Annotated in this window: 31 protein-coding genes; 25 read left to right on the top strand and 6 right to left on the bottom strand. The window is 41.2% G+C overall.

Features of this window, described 5'->3' with window-relative positions; translation table 11 throughout:
* Nucleotides 1-89: 89 nt before the first annotated feature.
* Complete coding sequence (locus AC3WTB_RS12990; protein ID WP_047201947.1) at nucleotides 90-1,178, bottom strand: GntR family transcriptional regulator; 1,089 nt, start codon at nucleotides 1,176-1,178, stop codon at nucleotides 90-92.
* Between the two features lie 272 nt (nucleotides 1,179-1,450).
* On the opposite strand from AC3WTB_RS12990, the gene AC3WTB_RS12985 reads away from it, so the two are divergent.
* The 4 genes from AC3WTB_RS12985 to AC3WTB_RS12970 all read left to right on the top strand — a co-directional run bounded on the left by AC3WTB_RS12985 (nucleotide 1,451) and on the right by AC3WTB_RS12970 (nucleotide 6,638).
* Nucleotides 1,451-3,076 carry a xylulokinase gene (locus AC3WTB_RS12985; protein ID WP_492333796.1) on the top strand — a complete coding sequence of 542 codons (1,626 nt, stop codon included), beginning with the start codon at nucleotides 1,451-1,453 and terminating at the stop codon, nucleotides 3,074-3,076.
* Nucleotides 3,070-3,774 (top strand): L-ribulose-5-phosphate 4-epimerase, encoded by a 705-nt coding sequence (locus tag AC3WTB_RS12980; protein WP_039180113.1) that lies wholly within the window; start codon nucleotides 3,070-3,072, stop codon nucleotides 3,772-3,774. Before AC3WTB_RS12985 ends, AC3WTB_RS12980 begins: the two co-directional genes overlap by 7 nt.
* 17 nt (nucleotides 3,775-3,791) lie before the next feature.
* Complete coding sequence (araA, locus tag AC3WTB_RS12975) at nucleotides 3,792-5,213, top strand: L-arabinose isomerase (RefSeq protein ID WP_492333795.1); 1,422 nt, start codon at nucleotides 3,792-3,794, stop codon at nucleotides 5,211-5,213.
* Nucleotides 5,214-5,297: 84 nt separating this feature from the next.
* On the top strand, nucleotides 5,298-6,638 hold the full coding sequence (locus AC3WTB_RS12970) for a sugar porter family MFS transporter (RefSeq protein ID WP_106025008.1): 1,341 nt from the start codon (nucleotides 5,298-5,300) through the stop codon (nucleotides 6,636-6,638).
* A gap of 41 nt (nucleotides 6,639-6,679) precedes the next feature.
* Here AC3WTB_RS12970 and AC3WTB_RS12965 read toward each other — a convergent pair whose 3' ends face one another.
* Complete coding sequence (locus tag AC3WTB_RS12965) at nucleotides 6,680-6,892, bottom strand: hypothetical protein (RefSeq protein ID WP_064497634.1); 213 nt, start codon at nucleotides 6,890-6,892, stop codon at nucleotides 6,680-6,682.
* A gap of 250 nt (nucleotides 6,893-7,142) precedes the next feature.
* Between AC3WTB_RS12965 and AC3WTB_RS12960 the strand changes: the two genes are divergently transcribed.
* The 8 genes from AC3WTB_RS12960 to AC3WTB_RS12925 all read left to right on the top strand — a co-directional run bounded on the left by AC3WTB_RS12960 (nucleotide 7,143) and on the right by AC3WTB_RS12925 (nucleotide 11,905).
* Nucleotides 7,143-7,421: a spore coat protein gene (locus AC3WTB_RS12960; protein WP_039180101.1), complete on the top strand. Its 279-nt coding sequence runs from the start codon at nucleotides 7,143-7,145 to the stop codon at nucleotides 7,419-7,421.
* Between the two features lie 50 nt (nucleotides 7,422-7,471).
* Nucleotides 7,472-8,038, top strand: a complete 567-nt coding sequence (locus tag AC3WTB_RS12955) for a GNAT family N-acetyltransferase (protein ID WP_492333794.1) — start codon at nucleotides 7,472-7,474, stop codon at nucleotides 8,036-8,038.
* Between the two features lie 16 nt (nucleotides 8,039-8,054).
* Nucleotides 8,055-8,609, top strand: coding sequence for a delta-aminolevulinic acid dehydratase (locus AC3WTB_RS12950; RefSeq protein ID WP_144491386.1), 555 nt, complete (start codon nucleotides 8,055-8,057; stop codon nucleotides 8,607-8,609).
* 156 nt (nucleotides 8,610-8,765) lie between these two features.
* On the top strand, nucleotides 8,766-10,169 hold the full coding sequence (locus tag AC3WTB_RS12945; RefSeq protein WP_144491387.1) for a polysaccharide deacetylase family protein: 1,404 nt from the start codon (nucleotides 8,766-8,768) through the stop codon (nucleotides 10,167-10,169).
* Between the two features lie 81 nt (nucleotides 10,170-10,250).
* Entirely contained in the window at nucleotides 10,251-10,442 is a 192-nt protein-coding gene (locus AC3WTB_RS12940; protein WP_126681560.1) for a hypothetical protein, read from the top strand.
* A 279-nt stretch (nucleotides 10,443-10,721) separates the two neighbouring features.
* Nucleotides 10,722-11,147 carry an NUDIX hydrolase gene (locus tag AC3WTB_RS12935; RefSeq protein ID WP_144491388.1) on the top strand — a complete coding sequence of 142 codons (426 nt, stop codon included), beginning with the start codon at nucleotides 10,722-10,724 and terminating at the stop codon, nucleotides 11,145-11,147.
* Between the two features lie 35 nt (nucleotides 11,148-11,182).
* Nucleotides 11,183-11,599, top strand: coding sequence for a hypothetical protein (locus AC3WTB_RS12930; protein WP_126681562.1), 417 nt, complete (start codon nucleotides 11,183-11,185; stop codon nucleotides 11,597-11,599).
* 9 nt (nucleotides 11,600-11,608) lie between these two features.
* Complete coding sequence (locus tag AC3WTB_RS12925; RefSeq protein ID WP_492333793.1) at nucleotides 11,609-11,905, top strand: DUF3986 family protein; 297 nt, start codon at nucleotides 11,609-11,611, stop codon at nucleotides 11,903-11,905.
* A gap of 22 nt (nucleotides 11,906-11,927) precedes the next feature.
* Here AC3WTB_RS12925 and AC3WTB_RS12920 read toward each other — a convergent pair whose 3' ends face one another.
* Together AC3WTB_RS12920 and sigK are read right to left on the bottom strand one after the other, a co-directional pair.
* Nucleotides 11,928-12,410, bottom strand: a complete 483-nt coding sequence (locus AC3WTB_RS12920) for a DinB family protein (RefSeq protein WP_059374580.1) — start codon at nucleotides 12,408-12,410, stop codon at nucleotides 11,928-11,930.
* A gap of 592 nt (nucleotides 12,411-13,002) precedes the next feature.
* Entirely contained in the window at nucleotides 13,003-13,731 is a 729-nt protein-coding gene (gene sigK / locus AC3WTB_RS12915; RefSeq protein WP_034738387.1) for an RNA polymerase sporulation sigma factor SigK, read from the bottom strand.
* A gap of 218 nt (nucleotides 13,732-13,949) precedes the next feature.
* Between sigK and AC3WTB_RS12910 the strand changes: the two genes are divergently transcribed.
* From AC3WTB_RS12910 to AC3WTB_RS12895, 4 genes are all read left to right on the top strand, one after another.
* Nucleotides 13,950-15,071: a response regulator aspartate phosphatase gene (locus AC3WTB_RS12910; protein WP_041086294.1), complete on the top strand. Its 1,122-nt coding sequence runs from the start codon at nucleotides 13,950-13,952 to the stop codon at nucleotides 15,069-15,071.
* Nucleotides 15,072-15,242: 171 nt separating this feature from the next.
* A complete protein-coding gene (locus AC3WTB_RS12905; RefSeq protein ID WP_047201930.1) occupies nucleotides 15,243-15,983 on the top strand; it encodes a polysaccharide deacetylase family protein in 741 nt (246 codons plus the stop codon).
* Between the two features lie 84 nt (nucleotides 15,984-16,067).
* Nucleotides 16,068-16,796 (top strand): SGNH/GDSL hydrolase family protein, encoded by a 729-nt coding sequence (locus tag AC3WTB_RS12900; RefSeq protein WP_257218397.1) that lies wholly within the window; start codon nucleotides 16,068-16,070, stop codon nucleotides 16,794-16,796.
* Nucleotides 16,797-16,874: 78 nt separating this feature from the next.
* Complete coding sequence (locus AC3WTB_RS12895) at nucleotides 16,875-17,024, top strand: hypothetical protein (RefSeq protein WP_162842499.1); 150 nt, start codon at nucleotides 16,875-16,877, stop codon at nucleotides 17,022-17,024.
* A gap of 135 nt (nucleotides 17,025-17,159) precedes the next feature.
* Here AC3WTB_RS12895 and AC3WTB_RS12890 read toward each other — a convergent pair whose 3' ends face one another.
* Nucleotides 17,160-17,300, bottom strand: coding sequence for a sporulation histidine kinase inhibitor Sda (locus AC3WTB_RS12890; RefSeq protein ID WP_003217327.1), 141 nt, complete (start codon nucleotides 17,298-17,300; stop codon nucleotides 17,160-17,162).
* A gap of 361 nt (nucleotides 17,301-17,661) precedes the next feature.
* Between AC3WTB_RS12890 and AC3WTB_RS12885 the strand changes: the two genes are divergently transcribed.
* From AC3WTB_RS12885 to AC3WTB_RS12850, 8 genes are read left to right on the top strand one after another with little or no spacing between them, the layout of a single operon-like run.
* Entirely contained in the window at nucleotides 17,662-18,183 is a 522-nt protein-coding gene (locus AC3WTB_RS12885) for a YqeG family HAD IIIA-type phosphatase (protein WP_008356191.1), read from the top strand.
* Nucleotides 18,184-18,185: 2 nt separating this feature from the next.
* Nucleotides 18,186-19,286 carry a ribosome biogenesis GTPase YqeH gene (gene yqeH, locus AC3WTB_RS12880; protein ID WP_075611666.1) on the top strand — a complete coding sequence of 367 codons (1,101 nt, stop codon included), beginning with the start codon at nucleotides 18,186-18,188 and terminating at the stop codon, nucleotides 19,284-19,286.
* A gap of 21 nt (nucleotides 19,287-19,307) precedes the next feature.
* Nucleotides 19,308-20,150, top strand: coding sequence for a shikimate dehydrogenase (gene aroE / locus AC3WTB_RS12875; RefSeq protein ID WP_492333792.1), 843 nt, complete (start codon nucleotides 19,308-19,310; stop codon nucleotides 20,148-20,150).
* Nucleotides 20,144-20,434: a ribosome assembly RNA-binding protein YhbY gene (gene yhbY / locus AC3WTB_RS12870; RefSeq protein WP_008342507.1), complete on the top strand. Its 291-nt coding sequence runs from the start codon at nucleotides 20,144-20,146 to the stop codon at nucleotides 20,432-20,434. Before aroE ends, yhbY begins: the two co-directional genes overlap by 7 nt.
* A gap of 13 nt (nucleotides 20,435-20,447) precedes the next feature.
* A complete protein-coding gene (locus AC3WTB_RS12865) occupies nucleotides 20,448-21,017 on the top strand; it encodes a nicotinate-nucleotide adenylyltransferase (RefSeq protein WP_058839048.1) in 570 nt (189 codons plus the stop codon).
* Nucleotides 21,007-21,570, top strand: a complete 564-nt coding sequence (gene yqeK, locus AC3WTB_RS12860; protein WP_048238932.1) for a bis(5'-nucleosyl)-tetraphosphatase (symmetrical) YqeK — start codon at nucleotides 21,007-21,009, stop codon at nucleotides 21,568-21,570. The genes AC3WTB_RS12865 and yqeK overlap by 11 nt, the downstream gene beginning before the upstream one ends.
* A gap of 13 nt (nucleotides 21,571-21,583) precedes the next feature.
* Nucleotides 21,584-21,940, top strand: coding sequence for a ribosome silencing factor (gene rsfS, locus AC3WTB_RS12855; protein WP_003217467.1), 357 nt, complete (start codon nucleotides 21,584-21,586; stop codon nucleotides 21,938-21,940).
* Nucleotides 21,937-22,680 (top strand): class I SAM-dependent DNA methyltransferase, encoded by a 744-nt coding sequence (locus tag AC3WTB_RS12850; protein ID WP_126681566.1) that lies wholly within the window; start codon nucleotides 21,937-21,939, stop codon nucleotides 22,678-22,680. The genes rsfS and AC3WTB_RS12850 overlap by 4 nt, the downstream gene beginning before the upstream one ends.
* Before the next feature lie 48 nt (nucleotides 22,681-22,728).
* Here AC3WTB_RS12850 and comER read toward each other — a convergent pair whose 3' ends face one another.
* Entirely contained in the window at nucleotides 22,729-23,577 is an 849-nt protein-coding gene (comER, locus tag AC3WTB_RS12845; RefSeq protein WP_260774366.1) for a late competence protein ComER, read from the bottom strand.
* A gap of 90 nt (nucleotides 23,578-23,667) precedes the next feature.
* Here comER and AC3WTB_RS12840 point away from each other — a divergent pair, with 90 nt between their 5' ends.
* Nucleotides 23,668-24,297 carry a helix-hairpin-helix domain-containing protein gene (locus AC3WTB_RS12840; protein WP_330545317.1) on the top strand — a complete coding sequence of 210 codons (630 nt, stop codon included), beginning with the start codon at nucleotides 23,668-23,670 and terminating at the stop codon, nucleotides 24,295-24,297.
* Nucleotides 24,298-24,344 lie beyond the last annotated feature (47 nt).

Below are 24,344 nucleotides of genomic sequence, written 5' to 3'. Positions count from 1 at the left end.
GGGAAACACATGTCTTTCATTTCAGGGAGCCGAACCATTCACGCCTTATGCTGGAATCTAAAATAAAATGAGCCACCTGCGGCAAGGGCTCATTTTATTCGTTTGATCGTTTCACCTGGAACCAATTCAGGCTCGTAAAACGTTTGATCAGGGAGATTCTTTTTCCCTTGTACTTTTTTAATCATCCAGTCTGCTGCATCACGGCCCATTTGCTCCTGTGGATGGGTCAGTGTTGTCAGCTTCACATGGGCATTTTTCTGGGCAATATACGAATTATCCTGTCCAATAATCGAGAGATCATCTGGAATGGACAGCCCGATTTCGCTGCATACGCTGGCGACTTCTAATCCCACCTCATCGTTATAGCAAACAAGGGCGGTCAGTTCATGTCTGTGCGCCATCAGAAATGTGTGAATTTGCTCCCCCAAATGCTGCTTCGATTCTGTATCGAAAAAGAGCACATGCTCAGGCAGGAAATTAAGCTTCGCTTCACCTAGCGCTTGAATATAGCCCTTCATCCGATATTTCCCCTGTAAATCATCTGTTTTTGAAATAAGTCCAATTTGCTGATGGCCCGAGGTGATCAGCTCTTTTGTGGCTAAATAGCTGGACTTCACATCATCTAAACAGAGAAAAGGAACCTCTAGCTGCTCATAATAGGCATTGATCATAATGAGCGGTACATCCTGTTCTTTAAAGGATAAGTAGTACGAAATGTTTGGATTATATAAATTGCTTTTCGTCGGCTCGACAATAAGTCCGTCCACCCCAAAAGACAGCATCATTTCCAGTGCTTTTTTCTCCTGCTCAACATCGTTATTTGTGCTTGCCAGTAACAAGGAATAGTTCTCTTCGTTTAATCGGCTTTCAATGCCTCGAATGATAGAAGGGAAAATGTAATCGGATATGTATGTTGTAATGACCCCAATCGTTTTCATATGTGCATGTCCCGCAGGTTTTGTTTGATATTGATTGGTCACAAATGTGCCTGAACCTTTTTCGCTGCGCAAAAATCCTTCGCTGGACAATTCCAAAATGGCTTTTCGAACTGTATGTCTGCTTACTTGATACATGTCTTGCAGGCTTGATTCGGTTGGAATGCGCTCCCCGATCCGATAATCCCCTGTGAGTATTTTGCTTTTTATATCATCAATAATGATCTGGTACTTCTTTTTCATCGTTTCACTTCTTTCTCAGTTGATCATCTACTCGGATTGAGAAGAAATTGTATGGACATATTTTAACATGGTTGTCGAATCAAAAACAGGCGCTTTCCTTTTCTGTCATGACCCCTCCAGAAAAAATGCAGGTTTTTGTCACATTGTGTATGTACAACTATATTTATTATTGACATATGTACGTACAAATATTATATTGTGATTGTACCAGAGAATCAATGAATCTAGAAAAACAAAATTGAAACCGCTATCAAAATGGGGGTGAACGTAGATTGAATCATAAAGAGACGGCCAAAGCCTTGAAAGAAGGACGGACATCTTTAGGCATTGAATTTGGTTCAACACGAATTAAAGCGATTTTAATAGATGAGGAATTTCAGCCAATTGCACAAGGTGCATATGAATGGGAAAGTTTTCTCCAGGATGGCATTTGGACGTACAACTTAATTGATATCATTACAGGTCTGCAAGTGGCCTATCGAGAGATGAAAGAACAGGCCGAGCAAAAGTATGGTGTGACCATTCAAACCATTGGCTCAATCGGGGTATCAGCGATGATGCATGGTTATGTGGCATGTGATCATACAGGAGAGGTTCTCGTTCCGTTCCGAACATGGCGAAATGCAACGACCATCGAGGCGAGTCAAAAGCTGACAGATGTATTTCAATTTCATATTCCAGAAAGATGGAGTATTGCTCATTTGTATCAAGCGGTATTAGAAGAGGAAAAACACCTATCCCGATTAGAATATATGACCACTTTGTCTGGATATATTCACTGGCTGTTAACCGGAAAGCAGGCCATTGGTATTGGCGATGCATCAGGGATGTTTCCAATTGATGACGAAACGAAGGACTACAATGAAGAAATGATCCAGCAATTTGAAGCATTGATTGCAGAAAAAGGCTACCCGTGGAAGCTTCGCCACCTTTTGCCGCGTGTCTATTTAGCAGGCGAAGAGGCTGGCGTGTTAACTACAGCAGGAGCTGCCATTTTGGATCAAGGAAAACATTTGCAGCCAGGCATTCCATTTTGCCCGCCGGAAGGTGACGCTGGAACGGGAATGGTGGCGACAAACAGTGTAGAAAGACGGACTGGGAATATTTCTGTTGGGACATCTGTTTTTGCCATGATTGTGCTAGAGCAGGATCTAAAAGGTGTCTATCCAGAAGTGGATCTTGTCACGACGCCGGATGGACTGCCAGTTGCCATGGTTCATGCGAATAACTGTACAAGTGACCTAAACGCTTGGATGAATATATTCAGAGAGGCATTTGAAGCACTAGGCATGCAAGTGGAGTCAGAAAGGTTATACGAGTCCCTATTGCAGCAAGCTTTAGAAGCAGATCGAGAGGGCGGCGGACTCTTAAGCTATGGCTATTACTCTGGTGAAAATATTACGAGACTGCCAGAAGGAAGACCTCTTTTTGTCAGGTCTCCTGAAAGCCGCTTTAACCTCGCTAATTTCATGCGCACCCATTTGTTCTCCGCTTTTGGTGCTATGAAAATAGGCATGGACCGGTTAAAGGAACAGGAGCATGTAGTGATTGACCGCTTACTAGGACATGGGGGATTATTTAAAACACCGCTCGTTGGACAAAAAATGGTTGCCGCAGCGCTGAATACACCTGTATCAGTCGTTTCAACAGCGGGAGAAGGCGGTGCGTTTGGGATGGCGGTCCTTGCTTCATATATGGTCCATCATCATCAGCAAACATTGGCTGAATTTCTTACCCACCGGGTATTTGCCCATACATCAGAAGAGCCCATGGAGCCCGATCCACTCGATGTCAAAGGCTTTGACGAATTTTTAAAGCGCTATCAAAAGGGGCTTCCGATTGAAGAGGCGGCAGTAGCGCATCTGATGCAAAAGAAAGGAGTGACGACGGTATGCTAGATCGCTTAAAAGAAGAAGTGTATCAAGCAAATTTAGATTTGCCAAAATACGGACTTGTGAAATTTACATGGGGCAATGTCAGTGCATGTGATCGTGACAGTGGTTTGTTTGTGATTAAGCCGAGCGGCATAGCGTATGACCAACTATCAGCAAAAGATATGGTCGTGGTGAACTTTGACGGTGAAGTGGTGGAAGGAGAATTCAGTCCTTCGTCAGATACAGCTACACATGCGGTTCTTTACAAACACTTTGAGGAAATAGGGGGCATTTCACATAGCCATTCTATGTGGGCAACCGTTTGGGCGCAGGCAGGTCTTGATTTACCAGCAATGGGCACAACACATGCCGATACATTTTACGGCGCCGTTCCGTGCGCTCGTTTTCTGACAGAAGAAGAAGTCAATCGCGGTTATGAGGTAGAGACCGGCCGGCTGATCATCGAAACGTTTGAGAAAAGAAACCTAGATGTCATGGCGGTGCCGGGTGTATTGCTTCAAGGGCATGGTCCGTTTACATGGGGGAAGGATGCAAAAAGTGCGGTCACAAACAGTGTGATTTTAGATGAAGTTGCCAAAATGAACCTTTTTGCCAAGCAATTGAACGAATTTGCGGAGCCATTGCCGCAGCGAATTTTAGATAAACATTACTTAAGAAAACATGGAAAGCATGCGTATTACGGACAAAAACCTTCAAGATAAAGAAAAGAGGGATATCAATGTTAACAAGTCAGAAAAAAGAATTTTGGTTTATCGTTGGGTCACAGCATTTATATGGTGATGAAGCACTGCAAAAAGTAAAAGCAAATGCACAAAAGATGACAGATGCCTTAAATGAGAGCGGTTTACTTCCTTATCCAGTGATTTTGCAGGAGCTGGCTGTCAGCGCCGATCAAATCACAAAGCTAATGAAAGAGGTCAATTATCGCGATGAAGTCATTGGCGTGATGACGTGGATGCATACATTTTCTCCAGCGAAAATGTGGATACGCGGGACCAATCTTTTGCAAAAACCTCTTTTGCATCTTGTCACACAATATTATGAAAAGATCCCGTGGGACACGATCAACATGGACTATATGAATCTTCATCAATCCGCACATGGAGATAGAGAATATGGCTATATCAATGCACGTTTAAATAAACAAAACCAAATTGTGACCGGTCATTGGTCTAAGCCGGATGTGCAGCAGCAAATTGCTGATTGGATGGACGTTGCGGCTGCCTATCATGAGAGCTTTCACATCAAAGTAGCCCGGTTTGGTGACAACATGCGGCATGTGGCCGTGACAGAAGGCGATAAAATCGAAGCGCAGATTCAATTAGGATGGACCGTTGATTACTTTGGAATAGGCGACCTTGTCGAATATGTAAATGCAGTAGCGGAAGAAGAGGTAGATGCATTATTTGCTGAGTATTTAACGCAATATGATGTGAATTATGGAACGTATTCAGTTGAAGAATGGGAAAAAAGTGTCAAGGTGCAGGCGCGATATGAAATCGCCATCAAACGTTTCTTAGATGAAGGCGGCTATCATGCCTTTACAACAAACTTTGAAGATTTACATGGGATGAAGCAGCTGCCTGGACTTGCGGTACAGCGGCTGATGGCAAAGGGATACGGCTTTGCTGGGGAAGGCGATTGGAAAACGGCTGCACTATCCCGCTTATTAAAGGTGATGAGCCATCATCAATCCACTGGTTTTATGGAGGACTACACATATGAAATGACGTCTGGACATGAAGCGGTGCTGCAATCTCATATGCTGGAAGTAGATCCAGCGCTCGCACATACAAAACCCGTCATAGTCGTGTCTCCACTTGGCATTGGAAACCGGGAAGATCCAGCACGTCTTGTATTTGATGGAAAAGCAGGCGAAGGTGTTGTTGTTTCCATAGCGGATTTTGGAACACATTTCAAATGGCTGATACAAGAAGTCGAAGCCTTTGAGCCGGAGGAAGCGGCACCTCATTTACCAGTTGCGCGTGTATTGTGGAAAATCAAACCGAATTTTCAGGATGGCGTCAAAGCATGGATTAAGCAAGGGGGAGGCCATCATACAGTCGTGTCTCTCAATTTAACGGTCGATCAAATTGTTCAGTTTACAAAGCTTGTCAATGCAGAATATGTGGTTTTATAGAAGAAGGATGAAAGGTCTTCTACTGTTTACAGTGGAAGCACAGGGAGAAATGAAAGCGGTTAATTAAGTGAGGGGGTCATCCACTTGGAGAAAAAAGTGTCAAGCAAATTTATCTTCTTTTTCGGGTCCTTTGCAGGCATCTTATTTGGGTATGATATTGGTATTATTGCAGGGGCAGAAGGACATATTCAGGAAGAATTTCAGCTCAGCCCATTATGGCTTGGAATTGTTGTCTCTTCATTAATGGGCGGGGCCATCATTGGCTCCATCTTAAGCGGTCTCTTAGGGGATAAATTTGGCCGCAGAAAACTCATTTTGGTCTCATCCGTTATCTTTTTTATCGGGGCTATCGGATCAGCTGTCGCACCAGAAGAGATTTCACTCACCATCGCTCGTATCTTTTTAGGGACAGCAGTAGGAACAGCCTCATCATTGGTTCCGGCTTACATGTCTGAAATCGCTCCTGCTAAAATCCGCGGGAAATTATCTGGACTCAATCAGCTCATGATTGTAACTGGACTCTTGCTCAGCTATATTGTCGCGTTTGTGTTTGAACCCATCCCAGACAGCTGGCGCTGGATGCTGGGAAGTGCTGCTTTATTTGCGATTGTGCTTTATATTGGCATGCTGAAGCTTCCTGAATCTCCGAGATATTTGATTAAACACGGAATGGCTCATAAAGCACGAGAGGTATTAGGATCACTGCGTTCTTCTCGTGAAGAAATCGAATCAGAAATGCAGGAAATCTTAGAAGTCGCCAAAGAAGAACGCTCGGGTATTCGTGAATTGTTTCAAAAGAAATTCAGAATGGCTCTTTTCATTGGGGTTGGAATGGCGACCCTTCAACAAATTCAAGGCGCGAACTCCATTGTCTATTATGCAACGAGTATCGCTCGGAATGTAGGCCTTGCGCCGCAGGTTGCCGCAGGTTTTACAGTCATTGTCGGTGTCATTTTTGTCGTCACGACCGTAATCTTTTTACAATTTGTTGACCGCTTCGATCGCCGAACGATTCTCACCGTAGGGGGATCGGGCATGGCTCTTTCTTTCTTTGCACCAGCCGCATTAGGTGCACTTGGCGTCAGTGAAGGAATTTTAAACTGGGTGACATTGATTTCACTTTGCTGCTTTATTTTGTGCTATGCCTTCTCGTGGGCACCGATCACTTGGATCATCATTGGCGAAATCTTCCCGTTATCTGTCAGAGGCATCGGAGCAGGTATCTCTTCTGCCTTTAACTGGACCGGATCGTTAGCAGTTGGACTCGTTTTCCCTATCCTGGCAGATCAATTCAGCTTTGGGGTTATTTTCTCCTCATTTGGCGTCATCTGCTTAATCGGATTATTATTCACCCGATTTGTGCTAGTCGAAACAAAGGGAAGAAGCTTAGAGCAAATCGAAACCGATATGGCTGCACGTGTATAAATTTAAGAAAACCATCTATCCACATGGGATAGATGGTTTTTTTACTCAAGCGTCTGTTTAAGCTCATCTGGCAGTAAATCAATTAATTGATCATAGGAAGACAAATCCAGCACTTCAATCAGCGCATAATATTTCGCGTAAATTTCACTCAGCTGATCAGGATGATTGGTTTGATATTGATTCAGATGTAATTGAGTTAGTTCTAGTGCAATGTCTAGCTTGTTTCGTTCGAATGGCTGTGCCGTGTTAATCATATCGTGCACCTCTTATTTGATGATGTGTAGAGAAAATACAGTGAATAAAAAGAGCTTATGTGTTGTTTTCATGGGTGTCCTATCTTCTCAATATATCATTTGTATAATATGTTAAAATTGCCCTTTTGTAAAGAAAGAGAAAACTAGATCGATAGTTGATTTTTCTAAAAATAGACATGCATCTAATCACGAAAGGTAACTCTAACATACGATAGAGTGTAAGTGAAAGACAACTTGAAGGGGTGTTAAGATGAGCCGAAATCGATTAGATGATTTCTTCTTTGGACCTCGCCGAGAAGAAACGGTTGTTTTCCCCACACGTCAAATTGTCAACACAAGAACGAATGAACAAACGATCAGAAAAATTCATCCAACGCATATCACAAACGTCAATAAAAACATTAAAAGAATAGAAAACTACTATCCGGTCACTGAATCGACTCACAACGAGTATATTGTAGAAGAATACGATTGCGGCAGTGATATCAAAAATCCTTGCTGCCGTCCGGTGAAGCGCTGTAAGTGGTAGTGAAGGGGCATCCTTTTATAGGATGCCTTTTTATATTCAGGAATAAAATTTTGATCCAAAGTTCTTTTCAAGATAAAATTGGAAGTATCCATCATTCTTTTGGAGGTGATTTTCTGAATATTCGATTGTTAACAACAGATGATGCTGAAGAATATACAGCACTCAGACTAGAAGCACTGCGAGTAAATCCAGAGGGTTTTGCGTTAAGCTATGAGGAAGAGCAATTCAATACAAAGGACAAATATAAAGCGCGTTTTGCTTCGGCGCAATCTATGTGGACATTTGGCGCTTTTCATCAAGGACAGCTTGTGGGGGCAGTCACGCTCATCCAAGAAACCTTGCAGAAGTTAAAGCACCGAGCGAATCTGACTGCGATGTATGTAACAGCTGATGCCCGCGGAATGGGAGCAGGCAAGACCTTGATGACGAAAGCTCTTTCCTTCGCGCAAGAACAGCACGACATCGAGCAAGTGTATTTATCAGTGGTGACAACTAATCATTCAGCAAAGCGCCTCTATCGCTCCGTTGGATTTGAGTCGTACGCTGTCGAAGAAAAAGCGTTAAAATGGGCTGATACATATGCAGATGAGGAAAAAATGGTTTTATTTTTATCATAGACTGGAGGAGATAGAAGTGAATCAACTGGCCATGCGCATTACGTTAGCCGCAGGACCCAATAGTGAGCTGGAATCTTTTGCACTGCGTGCAGCACTTGAAAACTTCGGCGCGAAAGTTGATATGCATTGGATCGGAAGGCCAAATGACCTTATTCATGTGTTATCTGGTAGAAATAGAGGAGAAATAGATTACCTTCTTTTATCGTTTCATGGTGAAGAAGGAGCATTTATCATGCCTGAATTAGGGGAAGATGTATACGAAGATGAAGAGCCTAGGGATACTGCTTTTGGAGCGGATGAAATCAAGCGGTATGCTTCCTTAGAAGGAGTTCATGTTATCTCTACAGGCTGCACACTAGGAGAGAAAAATCTAGCAGATGCTTTTTTAGAGGCAGGAGCTACATCTTATTCGGCGCCGGACGATTACATAGATGGGAATGCCGCATTTATCTTTGTGCTGACCATGATGTACGAGCTCATGAACAATACAAAGACAGTCAGAGCGGCATTTGATCGAGCGCGTTCCATTGATGAGGAAACGAAATTATTTCAACTATATATGCAAAAGTAATCAAAGGACTGAGAAATCAGTCCTTTTTATTCCTCTCTAAAAATGTGTCGAAAATGTGACAATTGTGTGATTTGCAAACTAAAAAGGGGGCATGCAAAGTCTATCCTACAAACACACGTCATTCAGGCATGACGGCATCACGAGAGGAGAATTTTTGTGTCAATTAAATGGAAAGTCAGTCTCGTCCTATGCGGACTTGCGATGATCATAGGAATCGCCGCGTTTTATCATAATCAGCAGGCAAGCGGGACAGAGAAGAAGAAGGTAGCACCAGATGCGAGCTATAAAGAAGTTGAAATTGTGACCCTCGTGAATGACGGGAGATACTTGAGATATGCTGTGAACTATCCTGTGTTTCATCAAAAAAAGCTAGATCAAGAGATGAAAAGATTTGCAGAAACAGCGCTCGATAAATTCAAAACATCATTTAGTGAAGCAAGTGATGTCGATGAAGATCATCGATACGAATTAAACATAGATTACGAGATTACTCATTATGCCAAACAAACTACTGCAATCAAATTCAATACATATGAATTGAAAGGCGGAGTAAAAGGCACACATGACACGAAGATATTCAATTTTGATTTCAAGAAACAGCATTTTTTATCGATAGATGATCTATTTTTATCAAAGAAAGAAAGTCTGAAAAAACTGTCTCAAATGACATTTGAGGAGTTAAAAAAAGATCGCTCTCTTGCTGAAAACAAGCATTTGCTTAAACAAGGAACATCTCCTGAGGCAGAGCATTATCAGTATTTTGCCATCAAAGATCGTTTTATTGAATTCTACTTCCCAGCGGGGCAAATTGCACCAGACAAGAAAGGCCCTCAAGTGCTGGCGATTAAGAAAACACTGCTTAAAGGAATGTTAAAGCCAGAATACATCAATAAAGAAAAGAACAAAAACGAGAAAAAAGAACCGATCGCAAAAAGAAAGATTGTAAAACTGCCTAAAAAGCGAATATTTAACCCACATCAAAAAGCCATTGCCCTTACATTTGATGATGGACCAAATCCATCAACGACTTCAAAGATCTTAACTGCTTTAAAAGAAAACAAAGGACACGCGACATTTTTTGTATTAGGAAGCAGGGTTCAATATTATCCTGATATGCTAGGTGAAATCAGAAAAGGTGGAAATGAAATCGGAAATCATTCCTATAATCACCCTTTACTCACAAGACTGCCATTAAAACAAGCCATCAAACAAGTAGAAGATACGCAGCAAATCATTGAAAAAGCAGGCGGATTCACACCGACTCACTTTAGACCGCCATATGGTGGAACAAACGGGCAGATCAACGCGGCTGTCAACATGAAAGTTACGCTTTGGGACGTTGATCCTGAAGACTGGAAATATCGCAACAGCCAATACGTCGCAAACTACATTCTTTCACATGCGTCTAGCGGAGAAACCGTCTTAATGCACGACATCTATGACACCTCTGCCAACGCAGCTGTCACGATCATCAAGGAATTGACGAAGCAAGGATATCAGTTACTAACAGTATCGGAGCTTGAGCAGTGGAAGGAAGCACGGGCGAAAAAGGTGAATTGAAGGATTCGCATCTTTTTTAAAGCATATTATGAAGATAAAGGGAAAATATGTTAAAGTGATTATAGAAAGGGAGGGCTTCGAATGGTGTTGATGAGGTTGATCAGCATATATATGCTGACAGCGTTTAGTTTGGGATTTGTTATAAACTATGTACCTGGTTTGATGCTGCCCATCTATATTCTTGCGATGATTGGGCTCATTTTATGTCTCGGTCATATTGCGCTCCATTATATTCGACGAATTAGACATATGTTGTTTGAGGAAAAACGGTAAGATTTCCCCTATGGAAAAAACCTCCTGCTAGTTGCGTGAGGTTTTATTTTTTTATGTTCTAACAGTTGGATGATTTTCTCGTTTGATGCTTTGATTTGTCTAAAAAGAGAAACGATATTCCCTGTAAATCCTATGAGGACAATAAGTAAAATAATGATCATCCACAAGCTATGACCTCCAATCGATATGAAGAATACGGTACAATAAGAATGTATAAAATGAACAGTTCGTGCCATTTATTCGACAATTGGTGTGAATGGATTGTTAAGGGGGATTCATTTGAAACGAGTAGACGTGGTTTCAGCTATTATTTATGACGAGGAAGAAAATATATTAACGGTCAAGAATGTAAAGGGATATTGGGAACTTCCGGGCGGTGCTGTGGAAAAAGGTGAACACCTGCAGCAAGCTGTCATCCGTGAAGTGAAAGAAGAGACAGGGTATGTTGTCAAAGTAAATGAACTTCATTCGGTTCGTGAAGCATTCTTTCAAGATAAAAAGCATCATGCGCTGATCATTACGTTCTTTGCGGAAATGATCGGGGGAGAGATGAACATTCTAGATCCGGATCAGGATATTGAAGAAGTAAAATGGGTCAGCACTCAAACCTTTCAAAAGCTAAACCCAAAGCTATTTCACATGCTAAAATTAAACCAACAAACACAAGCCTTTTATGATTTTGAGGGAAATAGAACAATTGGTTAAATCCAAATTGATATAGGCATAAAGGAGCGATATGGATGTTTTTATACTACGGCCCCACAGGAGCTCCAGTAGAAAATCCGGGAGAAGAATTCATGAAAAAGATCTTCTTCCAGGAGGGTGAAGAGTATTGGAAACAAGGTAACGGAGAATCTTCCATTGAGATAGAGGAAGATGGGGAATGCGAAAGTCTAGTTTTCTTTTATACTGAACCGTATGGATTCTTTATCATCAGATATCCAGATTTTTTAGTCCCTTTTCAAAAGGTAGAAAAGATCGAAACGATCGAGCATTTGGTCGCTGGATCACCATTGTATGTGCCATTGTGCAGCTATGTCGACCGCAATCAGGCGTATCAAATCATTCAACAGTTTTTGACGACAAAAAAAGTCCCTGACTTTGTTGATTGGGTTGAGTTGAGGAATATTGATTTTCAGCATAATGTGAAAAGTTAGGGGAGTAAGGTGAAAGTGTGTATAAATGAAAGAATACATAGTTTAGATGAGAGTATGCATTTACATGTAGGATATGATGAACAAGGTTATGATTATGAAGGCGTCTTTTTTAAGAGTTTAGAAACAGGAAGATGGTTATTGTTTTTTGATCAGAAAAGTTACGAGTTGAATCTCTTAAAGAGTTATGTGGAATACGACCATTTAGGCTTATTCATTGGGGAATATCCAATTGAAGATGATCAAATTGAAGAGGAAGGTCAGCGATTATTTGAGCACTTTTTAAAAGGAAACAACATAGTGGGATAAATGAATGGATCTTTAACTGACCTTACTTTTCATAAGCATGTACTGATTTTAACTTTCTACCGATAAAATTAGCAGATACAGGTGTTAATTCTTTTTCTCTTGCCCAAACAGAAAGTTGACCAATATGGTGAATTTCGTGGGTAATTATATGATGTAATATTTCATTTTTAGTGTATTCATCTTCATCCCAAGGAACTGATACCATTCGATCTTGTTTTTCATCTAAATGAGATTTTAAAAATTCGACTATTTCATATCGTAAAGTAGTTGAGAGCGTTTTTACTTTCGCCATAGTCTTGTAATCATCAAAATCTAATACCACGTCTTCTTTACCCTGAATACCACGAATCCAACTATATTCAACATCCATAATGTGAAAAAGAGTGTATAAAATACTCCCTACTCCACCTATGCGGTCTTGTAGCAACTCTTCTGTTGTTAGTTGATTACACCAATTAATCCATTCGTCTCTCACCTGCCAGTTGTACTCAAAAAACTTATTCATTATCATCACTCCAAAGTTAAATTGTTTGTTTAATTACTGCTATCTCTTAAAGATATTCTTGTTGAATTAAACGACACAATGTACATGATCTGGTGTCAGTTTAGAACCAATCATACTTTCAACCTTGTTTTCATAACATAGCCCTTGGAAACTGTTGCGTTTATAGCGTCTCTTGCAGCACTTTTTGGTAAGTTGTAGTTTATCTACGATTACTAACCCCGAATATTTGTTCTTATATTGATTATACTAAGCTTTCTGACAGGTATCAAATAACAACATTTAAAATTGATTAGCAAGAATACATGAAGCATTATATTTTATTTTTTCGTATTTAAATTTTTTAAGCATAAATGCAGAATACAATATTTATATGCAAATCGCTTTGCCATCATTTCCTGTAGCTCTCTAAATAGTGGGGCATGATGAATTGATTTCCTTCATGTCTTAGTTCATGACCATGACCAAAATCTTGCTATTTTGTTCTTGAAGGCTAAGATGGTGAAATGAAATGCAGCGAGACAGTAGCTTAGTGCCGAAATAAAAAACAGACCCAACAAGGTCTGTTTTTTTAGAAGTTGGAAAGAGTTCATTTTCACTTCCCCTTCTCCCGTTTCCGCTTCTCCTTCTCCGCCCGGTAAAACTCATGAAACATCTTCATCAGCGCGCGCTTCTCAATCCGTGACACATAGCTCCGTGATATCCCGAGCTCTTTGGCTATTTCCCGTTGCGTTTTTTCTTTCTTTAAATCAAGGCCGAACCTGCCGACAATGACTTCTTTTTCTCGGCCGTCGAGGATGTCGATATACTCCTTTACTTTTTCAAGCTCCATGTTGAGCTGAATGGTATCGATCACATCTTCATTTTCGGATTTTAAGACATCGATTAATGAAATTTCATTGCCTTCTTTATCCTGACCGATGGGGTCATGCAAGGAGACGTCTTTTTTCGTTTTTTTGAGCGCGCGTAAATGCATGAGAATTTCATTTTCAATACACCGCGCCGCATACGTTGCCAGCTTTGTTCCTTTTCCAGAGGAATAGCTTTCGATGGCTTTAATGAGTCCGATCGTCCCGATGGAGATGAGGTCTTCAGCGTCTTCCCCGGTATTTTCAAATTTCTTTACAATATGAGCGACGAGCCGAAGGTTATGTTCAATCAGCATGTTTCTTGCGTGTTCATCGCCCTGTGCCATGAGGGCTAAGTATTTTTTTTCATCATCTCCCGAAAGGGGCTGTGGAAAGGCATTGTTTTTGACATAGGACACTAAAAACACCAATTCTTTGACCATCAATCCCATCGCTGTAAATACTCCTGCCACGATTTTCACCTCCACCATGTTTAGGCTGCTGCCTATATCCTCAAATGTATGTGAAGGAGGGATTGTCTGTGTCTGTACGATGAAAAAATCATCTTTTTCAAAAAAATCGTGCTTCTGTTCGTCTCTTTTTTATGTTTGCGGTTTCTTTTCGGTGCTTGGCGGTCAAGAAGCGTGCTAAAATATGTAATATTAGACTGAAAAGGAAGGGGTCATTTCGGAACATGGGGAAGGTTCTATCTTCACATGTAGGTATGAAAATTAATGAATGGTATCGAATGATACGGCAGTTCAGTGTTCCAGATGCGGAAATCTTGAAAGCGGAAGTTGAAGCGGAAATTGAACAGATGGAAGAGGACCAGCATTTACTGATTTATTATCAGCTCATGTGTTTTCGGCACCAAATCATGCTTGACTATATACACCCTTCAAAATACCAACCTTTCTCAGTATCTAATCTAGTCGATAAAATCGAAAATTCCAATCATGAGTTATCTGATATGCTGCATTATTACCATGCATTTTTTCGTGGCATGCATGAATTTAGTCAAAAAGAATATTTAGAAGCCGTCAAATATTATCGAGTGGCAGAAAAGCAGCTGTCCATGGTATTCGATGATATTGAGCAGGCAGAGTTTCATTTTAAAGTGGCAGAAGCCTACTATATCATGAAACAAACACATGTCTCCATGCACCATATTTTAAAGGCGCTGGAAATATACGATCAGCATGATGCGTATACCATTCGCATCATTCAATGTCTCTTTGTCATTTCAGGAAATTATCAAGATTTAAAACGAAAAGACCGGGCACTGCCTCATTTAAAAAAGGCAAAACAGCTCGCATCTCAAATTGATCACCCGCGCATATACAGTTCAGCGCTCTATAATTTAGGAAAATGTTATGGCGAGCTTGGCTATAGAGAGGAAGCGGAACGATATTTAACGGAATCCGCTGATCTTGCCCGCAAAGAGCTGCTTCCAACGCTTCCACATACGCTCTATACGCTGGCGAAGCTGCTTTTTAGACAGAATGAACAGGCGGATGCGCTGCGCATATTAGAAGCTGGGAAATTGGCTGCAAAGAAGCATGAAGACCAGCTGTTCTGTCATATGTTTGAGTATCTGGATGCTTTATATGTTCAGGAAATCAATGAAGACCAACTGCAAAAAACCATTGATTATTTGGAAAAACTTAGCCTATACTCTTATATAGAGGATATCTCACTAGAAATTGCGACAGCCTTAGAAGCCTCTCAACAATACAAAAAGTCCAACCAGTATTATCAGAAATTATTATGGGCTCAAAATCAAATCCAAGAAGGAGAGTGTCTGTATGAATTCTAAGCAACGTTCGACAGTTGAAGAGAGAAACCAAACGTGAAACACAAAGAGCGGGCCAGTATGGCCGGCTTTTTTTATGTGAAAAAGATGTCGATATCCTCATGAGGTTTGCATGAATTGATGAGAAAGCGGGCAATTTAATTGGTAATGATGTTCGGTGGAGGAGGCGGTCGAATGAAAGGGCTGCATATCTTAATGTGTATATGGCTGCTATGTGCTTTTGTTCCTAATAAAGTAGAGGCACGTACATTAAAACGAGTCGATCTTGAAAAAACGGGACGTGCCTTTTGGGACATGAGAGCGGAACGGAAAAAGATTGCAATCACCTTTGATGATGGACCTCACCCAGTGTATACAAATCAAATATTGGATGTGCTGAAGGAGCATCAAGTGAATGCGAGCTTTTTTGTGATAGGGAGCCGAATCCATGCATATCCGATGATCGCAGAACGGATTGTGGACGAAGGGAATGAACTCGGCAATCATACGATGAATCATACGTATTTTGACCTGTTGTCGTCAAAGGAGATCAAGCGGGAATTAAAAGAATCAGCGGCTCATATCGCTTCACTCCAGCCTGGCGGTCCCTTATTATTTCGCCCTCCTGGTGGACGCTTAACAATGAAATCATTCCGCATTCTGTCAAAGCAAGGGTACGATGTGGTCATGTGGTCCTTTACGCAAGATCCGAAGGACTGGTCAAGACCAGGCGCACATAAAATTGCAAGCCGAATTATTGATCATATTCAAGGCGGCGATATCATCCTTTTACATGATGGCGGGGGAAATCGCAAGCAAACGGTAGAAGCATTAAAGCAGGTGATTCCTGAATTAAAGAAGAGAGGCTATGAATTTGTAAAAGTAAGTGAGCTGCTTCACCATGACAAAGCATATATGCCAGTTCAACTGCAATAGTAATTATTCGTCAAAAACAGTCATTCATTGAAACAAAAAGTCTTGTCGTTTACTATATGAAGAGGGCTTTTGGAGGTGAATGTTGTGAAGAAGTATGTTTTCCTTTTTATCCTATTATGTGTTGCTGCTGGGTGCTCAAAGCCAGTACAAGAAAGCGTCATTGCATTTGGTGACAGTAATACAAGAGGATCAAACTGGGACTTTCGAGATTATCCAACATCTGAAAAATGGGTGAATCTCATGAAAAACGTCGAGCGCGGCCAAATTCAAGTGAAGAATGCAGGCATTGGCGGGCAGACGACTGAAGACGCGAAACTGCGCTTTAAGCAGGATATTTTAAAACAGAAACCAACTTACGTTCTCATCATGTTCGGTACGAATGATGCGGCGATTTTAGACGGGAAACATCCTCGAGTGACGAAAAAAAGGTTTAAAGAAAATTTATCCTACTTCATTTCTGAAAGTAGAAAAGAAGGCATTACCCCGATTCTCATGACCTGTGTGCCTGTTGTAGAAGGCGGGAAAAAGGGCTTGTATTATTACTCTAGATATAAGTCATCTTATTTTGCCGGGAGAGGCGGGGCAAGAGCTTGGCAAAACTCTTATAATGACATCACGAGAGAAGTAGCGAAGGATGAGCAGGTGCCGCTTGTCGACAACTGGAAAGCTTTCATCCGAGAAGCTGGTGAAGATAGTGATCATGCCCTGATTCAGTCAGGCTTGATCGACCCTTCTGGCAATCATATGACACCAAAAGGGGCGAGAATTATTTATAACGAAATCAAAGAGCGTGATGTCATCAAACATTTTTAAATGATGGCCATCTGCCTAAACAAGACCATCCATCCAGCATAGTCTAACAGTATATCTTCCTAGAAGGAGGTAACTGATATGTGGGGATGCCCTTATCCTTACCCTGCGTGTTCGCCTTATCCAGCACAAGGAGCAGGAATCGGTTACGCTTTTCTTGTTGTGTTCCTTGTGGTCATTTTAGTCGTAGGCGGAGGGTTATGGTTTTGGAATGAACAGCCTTGCAATTAAGACACCTCTTCTTTCATCAGAAGGGGTGTTTTTTACGGAAAATAGTAGTAAGCCTATAGCGCAAGTGATATAATATCAGTCACCTGAGTTTAAAAAAGGAGAGTGCTCGGGAGGCATGGTTCCTGTGATATGGAATTAAGAGGAAACAGAGAGCATATGCCCGAGCGAACGTCTTTTCATTTCTGTCTCAATTAATTCAATGAAGTCGCGATTTAAGTTCATTTCATTTGCTTTATAATACGATTCTATAAGTAAATCATCTGACAGCTTTTTCATACTAGAAACCCATATGATGGGAAAAACACCTCCCCTGAAAAAGTTGGCATAAAATTTGAGGAAAAGACATATCATCATAGGTTGATCGACTGTCTTTGAAGTACCTTTAATCTACCATGAATGGGAAACAAGAACAATCGTTCTGTTATCCACATGGTTAAGTGGATAACTTGTGGGTAGAGTGTTTATAATTGAATGAAAGCGTGATGAAATATAGGTGGATAATGTGTGTAAAATTATCCACACCTGTTGAAGGTCCTCATCATATGTCGAAAACTTTTTCATTGTATTCGATAGACAGACAAATTGTGATTTGATTCGACACAATCGCTGAAAACCAATGGAAGAAAGGGTGCAAATTGTGCTAAAGAAGTATTTCTTACCGGATGAATTTGTGAAAAGTATTTTCCACATTTCACCGCAAAAATTAAAAGAACGAAATGTAAAAGGAATTATTACTGATCTAGATAACACACTAGTAGAATGGGACCGTCCAAGTGCGACACCGCGCTTAATTGAGTGGTTTCAAGAAATGAAAGATCACGGGATACAAGTGACGATTGTATCGAACAATAATGAAAAAAGGGTCAAGCTTTTTTCTGAACCGGTTCATATCCCGTTTATCTATAAAGCGAGAAAGCCTATGGGAAGAGCCTTTAATAAGGCAGTCGCTGATATGCAGTTGAAAAAAGAAGATGTGGTTGTCATTGGGGATCAGCTCATGACAGATGTTCTTGGCGGGAATCGTCATGGCTTCCATACGATTTTGGTCGTTCCTGTTGCTGCCTCGGACGGATTTTTCACAAAGTTTAACAGGCAGATTGAACGCAGAATTTTAGGAGCCTTAAAGCGTAAGGGCCACATTCAGTGGGAGGAAGAGTAATAATGGAAAAGGTTGTTTGTATTGGCTGCGGTGTAGCCATTCAGACGGAAGATAAAGATCAATTAGGATATGCGCCGGCAGCATCTCTATTGAAAGAAGATGTGATCTGTCAGCGCTGTTTTAGGTTAAAGAACTACAATGAGATTCAAGATGTTTCTTTAACAGAAGACGACTTTTTAAATATATTGCACAGTATTGGAGAGACAGATTCTCTCATTGTGAAGGTCGTTGATATTTTTGACTTTAACGGAAGCTGGATCAATGGGCTGAGCCGTATTGTTGGCGGTAATCCGATTTTACTTGTCGGTAACAAAGTGGATATTTTACCGAAATCCGTGAAAAAAGATCGTCTGATTCATTGGATGAAACGGGAAGCAAAGGAAAACGGATTAAACCCTATTGATGTTTTCTTAATTAGTGCAAGCAGAGGCCAGGGCGTACCTGAGGTGATGGAAGCGATTGATCATTACCGCGAGGGAAGAAATGTCTATGTTGTCGGCTGTACGAATGTTGGGAAATCAACATTTATCAATCGAATCATCAAAGAAGTATCTGGAGAAGAGAATGTCATTACTACCTCCCAATATCCAGGTACTACACTTGATGCGATTGAAATTCCGCTTGATGACGGGTCTGCTTTATTCGATACGCCGGGCATCATCAACCGACATCAAATGGCACACTATGTCAGTAAAAATGACTTGAAGATTTTAACGCCGAAAAAAGAATTGAAACCGAGAACGTTCCAATTAAATGAAGCACAAACGCTTTATTTTGGCGGACTGGCTCGATTTGATTACGTAAAAGGCGGCAGAACGTCATTTGTCTGCTATATGCCAAATGAGCTGAACATTCACCGTACAAAGCTGGAGAACGCAGATGATTTATATGAAAAACATGCAGGAGAACTGCTGTCACCGCCATCAAAAGAGGGTATGGAAGATTTCCCGCCGCTCGTTCCACATACCTTTACCATTGATCAGCCAAAAATGGACATCGTCTTTTCAGGTTTAGGCTGGGTCACTGCAAATGATGCGGACAAACAAATCAAAGTTTATGCGCCAAAAGGCGTACATGTGTTTATGAGACGTTCGTTAATTTAAATGTTCAAAGGGGGAGAGACCTTGAAACCTTTATACGGAGTAATCGGAAACCCTGTTGGCCACTCAATGTCTCCGGATATTCATAATGCAGCACTAAAGGATGCTGGAATAGATGGACATTATCATGGCTTTCAAGTAGAAAATGATGACCTGAAAGATGCGATTAGCGGCATGAAAGCGTTAGGAATCAGCGGCATTAATGTTACTGTTCCGCACAAGGTAGAAATCATGAAGTACCTTGACAAAATTGATGTAACAGCTGAACGCCTCGGTGCCGTCAATACGGTGCGGCTCGAAGGAGATCAGCTCGTTGGGTACAATACAGATGGAGAAGGCTTTCTTCATTCATTGCTTGAAGCCCTGGATCAGCCGTTATCAGAGCTGTCATTTCTCTTGATTGGTGCTGGCGGAGCGGCAAGAGCGATTTATACGACAATTGCTCAGTATGCACCGAAGAGCTTTGATATTACGAACCGCACCATTGAAAAAGCTGAAGCTTTAATTGAAAGTGCAGAGGTGAAAATCACATCTCATGCAATCACATTAAATACAGCAGAAGAGCAACTTGGGGAATATGATGTCATCATCCATACGACCTCGATCGGCATGTATCCGAATGTTGAAGAAACCCCGATTTCTTTAGCGAACGCAAAAAAAACAGCGGTCGTTTGTGATATTGTGTATAATCCAATAGAAACAAAACTGCTTAGTGAAGCAGCAGGTTTAGGCTTGAAAACAGTAGATGGGGTTGGCATGTTTGTTGGACAAGCAGTAAGAGCCTTTGAACTGTGGACAGGCATTACGCCTGACGCCGGAAAAATGAAGTCAATTGTCATAGAGAAATTAGGAGGAACACCATGTTAAAAGGTAAGCAGAAACGTTTTTTACGTGCACAAGCACATCATTTATCACCTATTTTTCAAGTTGGAAAAGGCGGGGTAAATGACAATATGGTCAAGCAAATTTCCGAGGCGCTTGAAGCAAGAGAACTGTTAAAGGTCAGCGTATTGCAAAATTGCGATGAGGACAAAACAGAAGTTGCGAAAGCACTTGTAAAAGGTGCAAAGGCTGAACTCGTTCAAACGATCGGAAATGTGATTGTCCTTTACAAAGAATCTAAGGAAAATAAACAAATTAAGCTGCCGTAAAGGTGGATGCGATATGAAAAAAATAGGGTTGTTCGGCGGTACGTTTGATCCTCCCCATAATGGGCATTTGCTGATGGCAAGTGAGGTGCGGATTCAAGTTGGGCTTGATGAAATTTGGTTTATCCCAAACCATATGCCTCCTCATAAAACAGGACGGAAACGAGCAGATAGTCATCACCGGATAAACATGGTGGAGGCGGCGATTCAGTCAAATCCGTATTTTCAGCTCGAGCTCATTGAAATGGAGCGGGAGGGTCCGTCTTATACGGTAGATACTGTCAATCTGTTAAAGAAGCGTCATCCAGAAGATCAGTTCTTTTTTATGATAGGAGCGGACATGGTCGAGTATTTGCCAAAATGGCATCGGATCGATGACTTGCTTCAAATGATCACCTTTATTGGGATGAAAAGACCGGGTTACGTTGGAAGTACGGCATATCCTCTTTTATTTGCAGATGTTCCAGCTTTTGATGTATCATCGACATTGATTAGGCAGCGAATAGAGCAGGGGAAACCTGTTGATTATTTGATTCCGAAAGCTGTTGAGCGTTATATAAAGGAGCATCATTTATATGAATCGTGAAGAAGCATTGAACTGTGTCAAAGAGCAGTTAACAGAGCATAGATATACACATACACTTGGAGTCATGGAAACAGCCATTTCATTAGCGGAACGGTTCGGTGCTGATGTGAAAAAAGCAGAGATCGCCGCTATTTTTCATGATTATGCGAAATTTAGACCAAAGGAAGAAATGAAGGGGATTATCGAGCAAGAGAAGATGAACCCTTTATTGCTTGAATATTCGCCCGAGCTTTGGCACGCCCCGGTTGGTGCCTATTTGGTCAAAAAAGAAGCTGGAATTGATGATCACGATGTGTTAACAGCCATTGAATTTCATACTTCCGGCAGACCAGACATGACTTTACTTGAAAAAGTCATTTATGTCGCAGATTATATAGAACCAGGACGACATTTCCCTGGTGTCGAAGAAGTAAGGGAGTTAGCAGAACATGATCTAGATCGTGCACTGATCCAATCATTAAAAAACACCATCAGTTTTCTAATGAAAAAGAATCAGCCAGTCTTTCCAGATACGCTTGCTACTTACAACTCGCTTGTGCATAAGAACAACTAAGGAGGAATTTTGGATGGATTCATCATCAATTTTAAACGTCGCAGCAGGAGCATGCGATGATAAACGGGCTGAGGATATTATTGCCCTTAATATGCAAGGAATCTCACTTGTTGCAGATTATTTTCTCATTTGTCACGGGAATTCTGATAAACAAGTGCAAGCCATTGCAAGAGAAGTAAAACATCTTGCAGAGGAAAGTGGAATTGAAGTAAAGAAGATGGAAGGCTTTGATGAAGCAAGATGGGTATTGATTGACCTAGGAGATGTCATTGCCCATGTGTTCCACAAAGAAGAAAGAGGATATTACAATCTAGAAAAGCTTTGGGGAGATGCGCCGAGAGAAACGCTTTCACTTGGCATTAACTCATGATTTATCAAGGGTTTGCAGGTGTGTATGACGAGCTCATGACACATGCACCTTATGATGAATGGGTTCAATGGATCCAGCAGTATATGAAGCCGAATGCTGCCATCATCGATGTAGGCTGTGGAACTGGAGAGATTTCTCTTCGGTTAGCTGAAAAGGGCCACAAGGTCACAGGAATTGACCTCAGTGAAGAAATGCTGGCATTCGCGCAGCAAAAAGCCCAGGCGAAAAAGCAGTCGATTCAATTTCTACATCAAGATATGAGAGAGGTTACGGGCTTTGAGCAAGCCTTCCAGGCAGCAGTTATTTGCTGTGATTCCTTGAATTACTTAAAAAACGAAAATGACGTCAAAAAAACCTTTAAAAACATGTTTCAGCTTTTAGAGGAAGATGGGGTTTTACTTTTTGATGTTCATACGCCTTATAAAATGGAAGAGGTATTCCCGGGATCGACTTTTGCAGATCAAGATGAAGAGATTAGCTATATTTGGCAGAGCGATAAAGGGGATGACATGTATTCGGTCATTCATGATTTAAGCTTTTTTGTAAAAGATGGAGACATGTATCAGCGTTATGATGAGACGCATGAACAGCGCACATTTCCATTTGAAACATATGCAGCGTTCCTTAAGTCCGCTGGTTTTGAACAAATAGAAGTGACCGCTGATTTTACAAATGAAGCCCCCGGTGAATTTGCCGAAAGATATTTCATCTCAGCTAAGAAACCAAAAACCATCGTTTAATAGAACGATGGTTTTTTAAAACCCTTTTTTCGCTTGTTGCAAAGATGATTAATTTCTGCGATCATCAGTGAACACACTTGGTGGATATTGATGCGCAACTGCTTCAAGATCTTCATCGAATTTTTCATGAGTGTTTTGAAAGAGGCGGTGAAACATATCTTGCACACCTGCTTCAAGTGCTTTAATGCCTTCACCAGTGACCCCGCCTTTCACACATACTTTGGCTTGCAGTGTCGGAAGGGTATAGACTCTTTTTTCAATCAAACGGCCAAGTCCAACCAGCATATCTTCTGCTAAGGTGGTGGCTTCTTCTTTAGAAATATCCGTTTCTTCTACGGCCGCTTCAATCATCTTCTGAACGAGAAAACTGATAAAAGCAGGACCGCAGCTGACAATATCGGAAGCAGCTCTTGTAATCGAATGATGGATCTCAATTGGTGTTGAAATGCACGAAGCTAACTGTCTTAACGCTGTTTTCGTCGCGGCATTGCAGGATGAACCAAAAGTTAAAAGTGATGCGCCTGATAAAGCGCGGTTTGTAATGCTTGGAATTAGCCTGGCTGTTTGACAAGGAACGATATCCTGAAGCTGTTCAGGATGAACCGGACTTGTAATGATGACAATGGTTTGCTGCTCCGTTAAAAGAGGATTCAGCTCTTTTAAAAGTGGATAAATATCAAGTGGTTTGACACAAACAAAAATGAAATCTTTATTCGTGACAGCCCCTGAAAGCTGCTTCGTTACTTCAAGCTCTGGATGGTTCTTTTTTATATTGAACGCTTTTTCAATGGTTCGGTTTGTAATGGTGATCGATGAGGGATTGACTGCCTTTGATTCAATAAATGCCTCAGTAAGTATGGTACCCATGTTTCCTGTACCGATTAACCCTATATTCAAACGTTCTCCCTCCTTAGACGCATAGGATCTGTTATCTTCTAAACAGTATGTCGAGCAGTAAAAAAATATGATTGAAAGAAGCGTGAGTAAGTGAAACGACTCATTCCGATAAAAAAATACAGTCTTTATATTGCAGCTGGGCTCATGGTTGTGATGATCATCGGTCTCTTCTTTTTCATTGGAAAAGGGGAGGGCAGCAGAGAACCAAATGTATTGAAGGGAGATAAAGACATACAAGTCACATTAGAAGACAAACAAGAAAAGACAGAAAAAGAGCCATCGACGATTTTTGTAGAAGTCAAAGGAGCTGTAAGAAAGCCAGGTGTTTATACGTTTCAATCTGATGCTCGGGTAGAAGAAGCGATTCGAAGGGCAGGAGGCTTTACTAGCAAAGCAGACTCGATTGAAATCAACCAAGCAGCAAAATTAGAGGATAGTATGATGATTTATGTTCGGAAGCAGGGGGAAGCGGAAAGAGAGACGCAAACAGCATCAGATGACGCATCAACGGACGTTGAAAAGAGTGAGGGGGTAAATGTCAATCAGGCCAATGCAGCCGAATTGCAAACCATTAACGGCATAGGACCAGCTAAAGCCGAAGCTATTATTACCTATAGAGAGGAACACGGAGATTTTCAACAAATTGAAGACTTGCGGAACATTTCAGGTTTTGGGGAAAAGACGATTGAACGGCTGAAAAGTCAATTGACCGTGAAGTAGAATTGACGGTATAGAAGAAAGGCATGTACACTTAATATCAACCATCA

This window comes from Bacillus sp. EB106-04-04-XG123 (assembly GCF_058791855.1).
The sequence above is the reverse complement of the archived record's forward strand: the minus strand, read 5'-3'. Positions and strand labels throughout refer to the sequence as shown.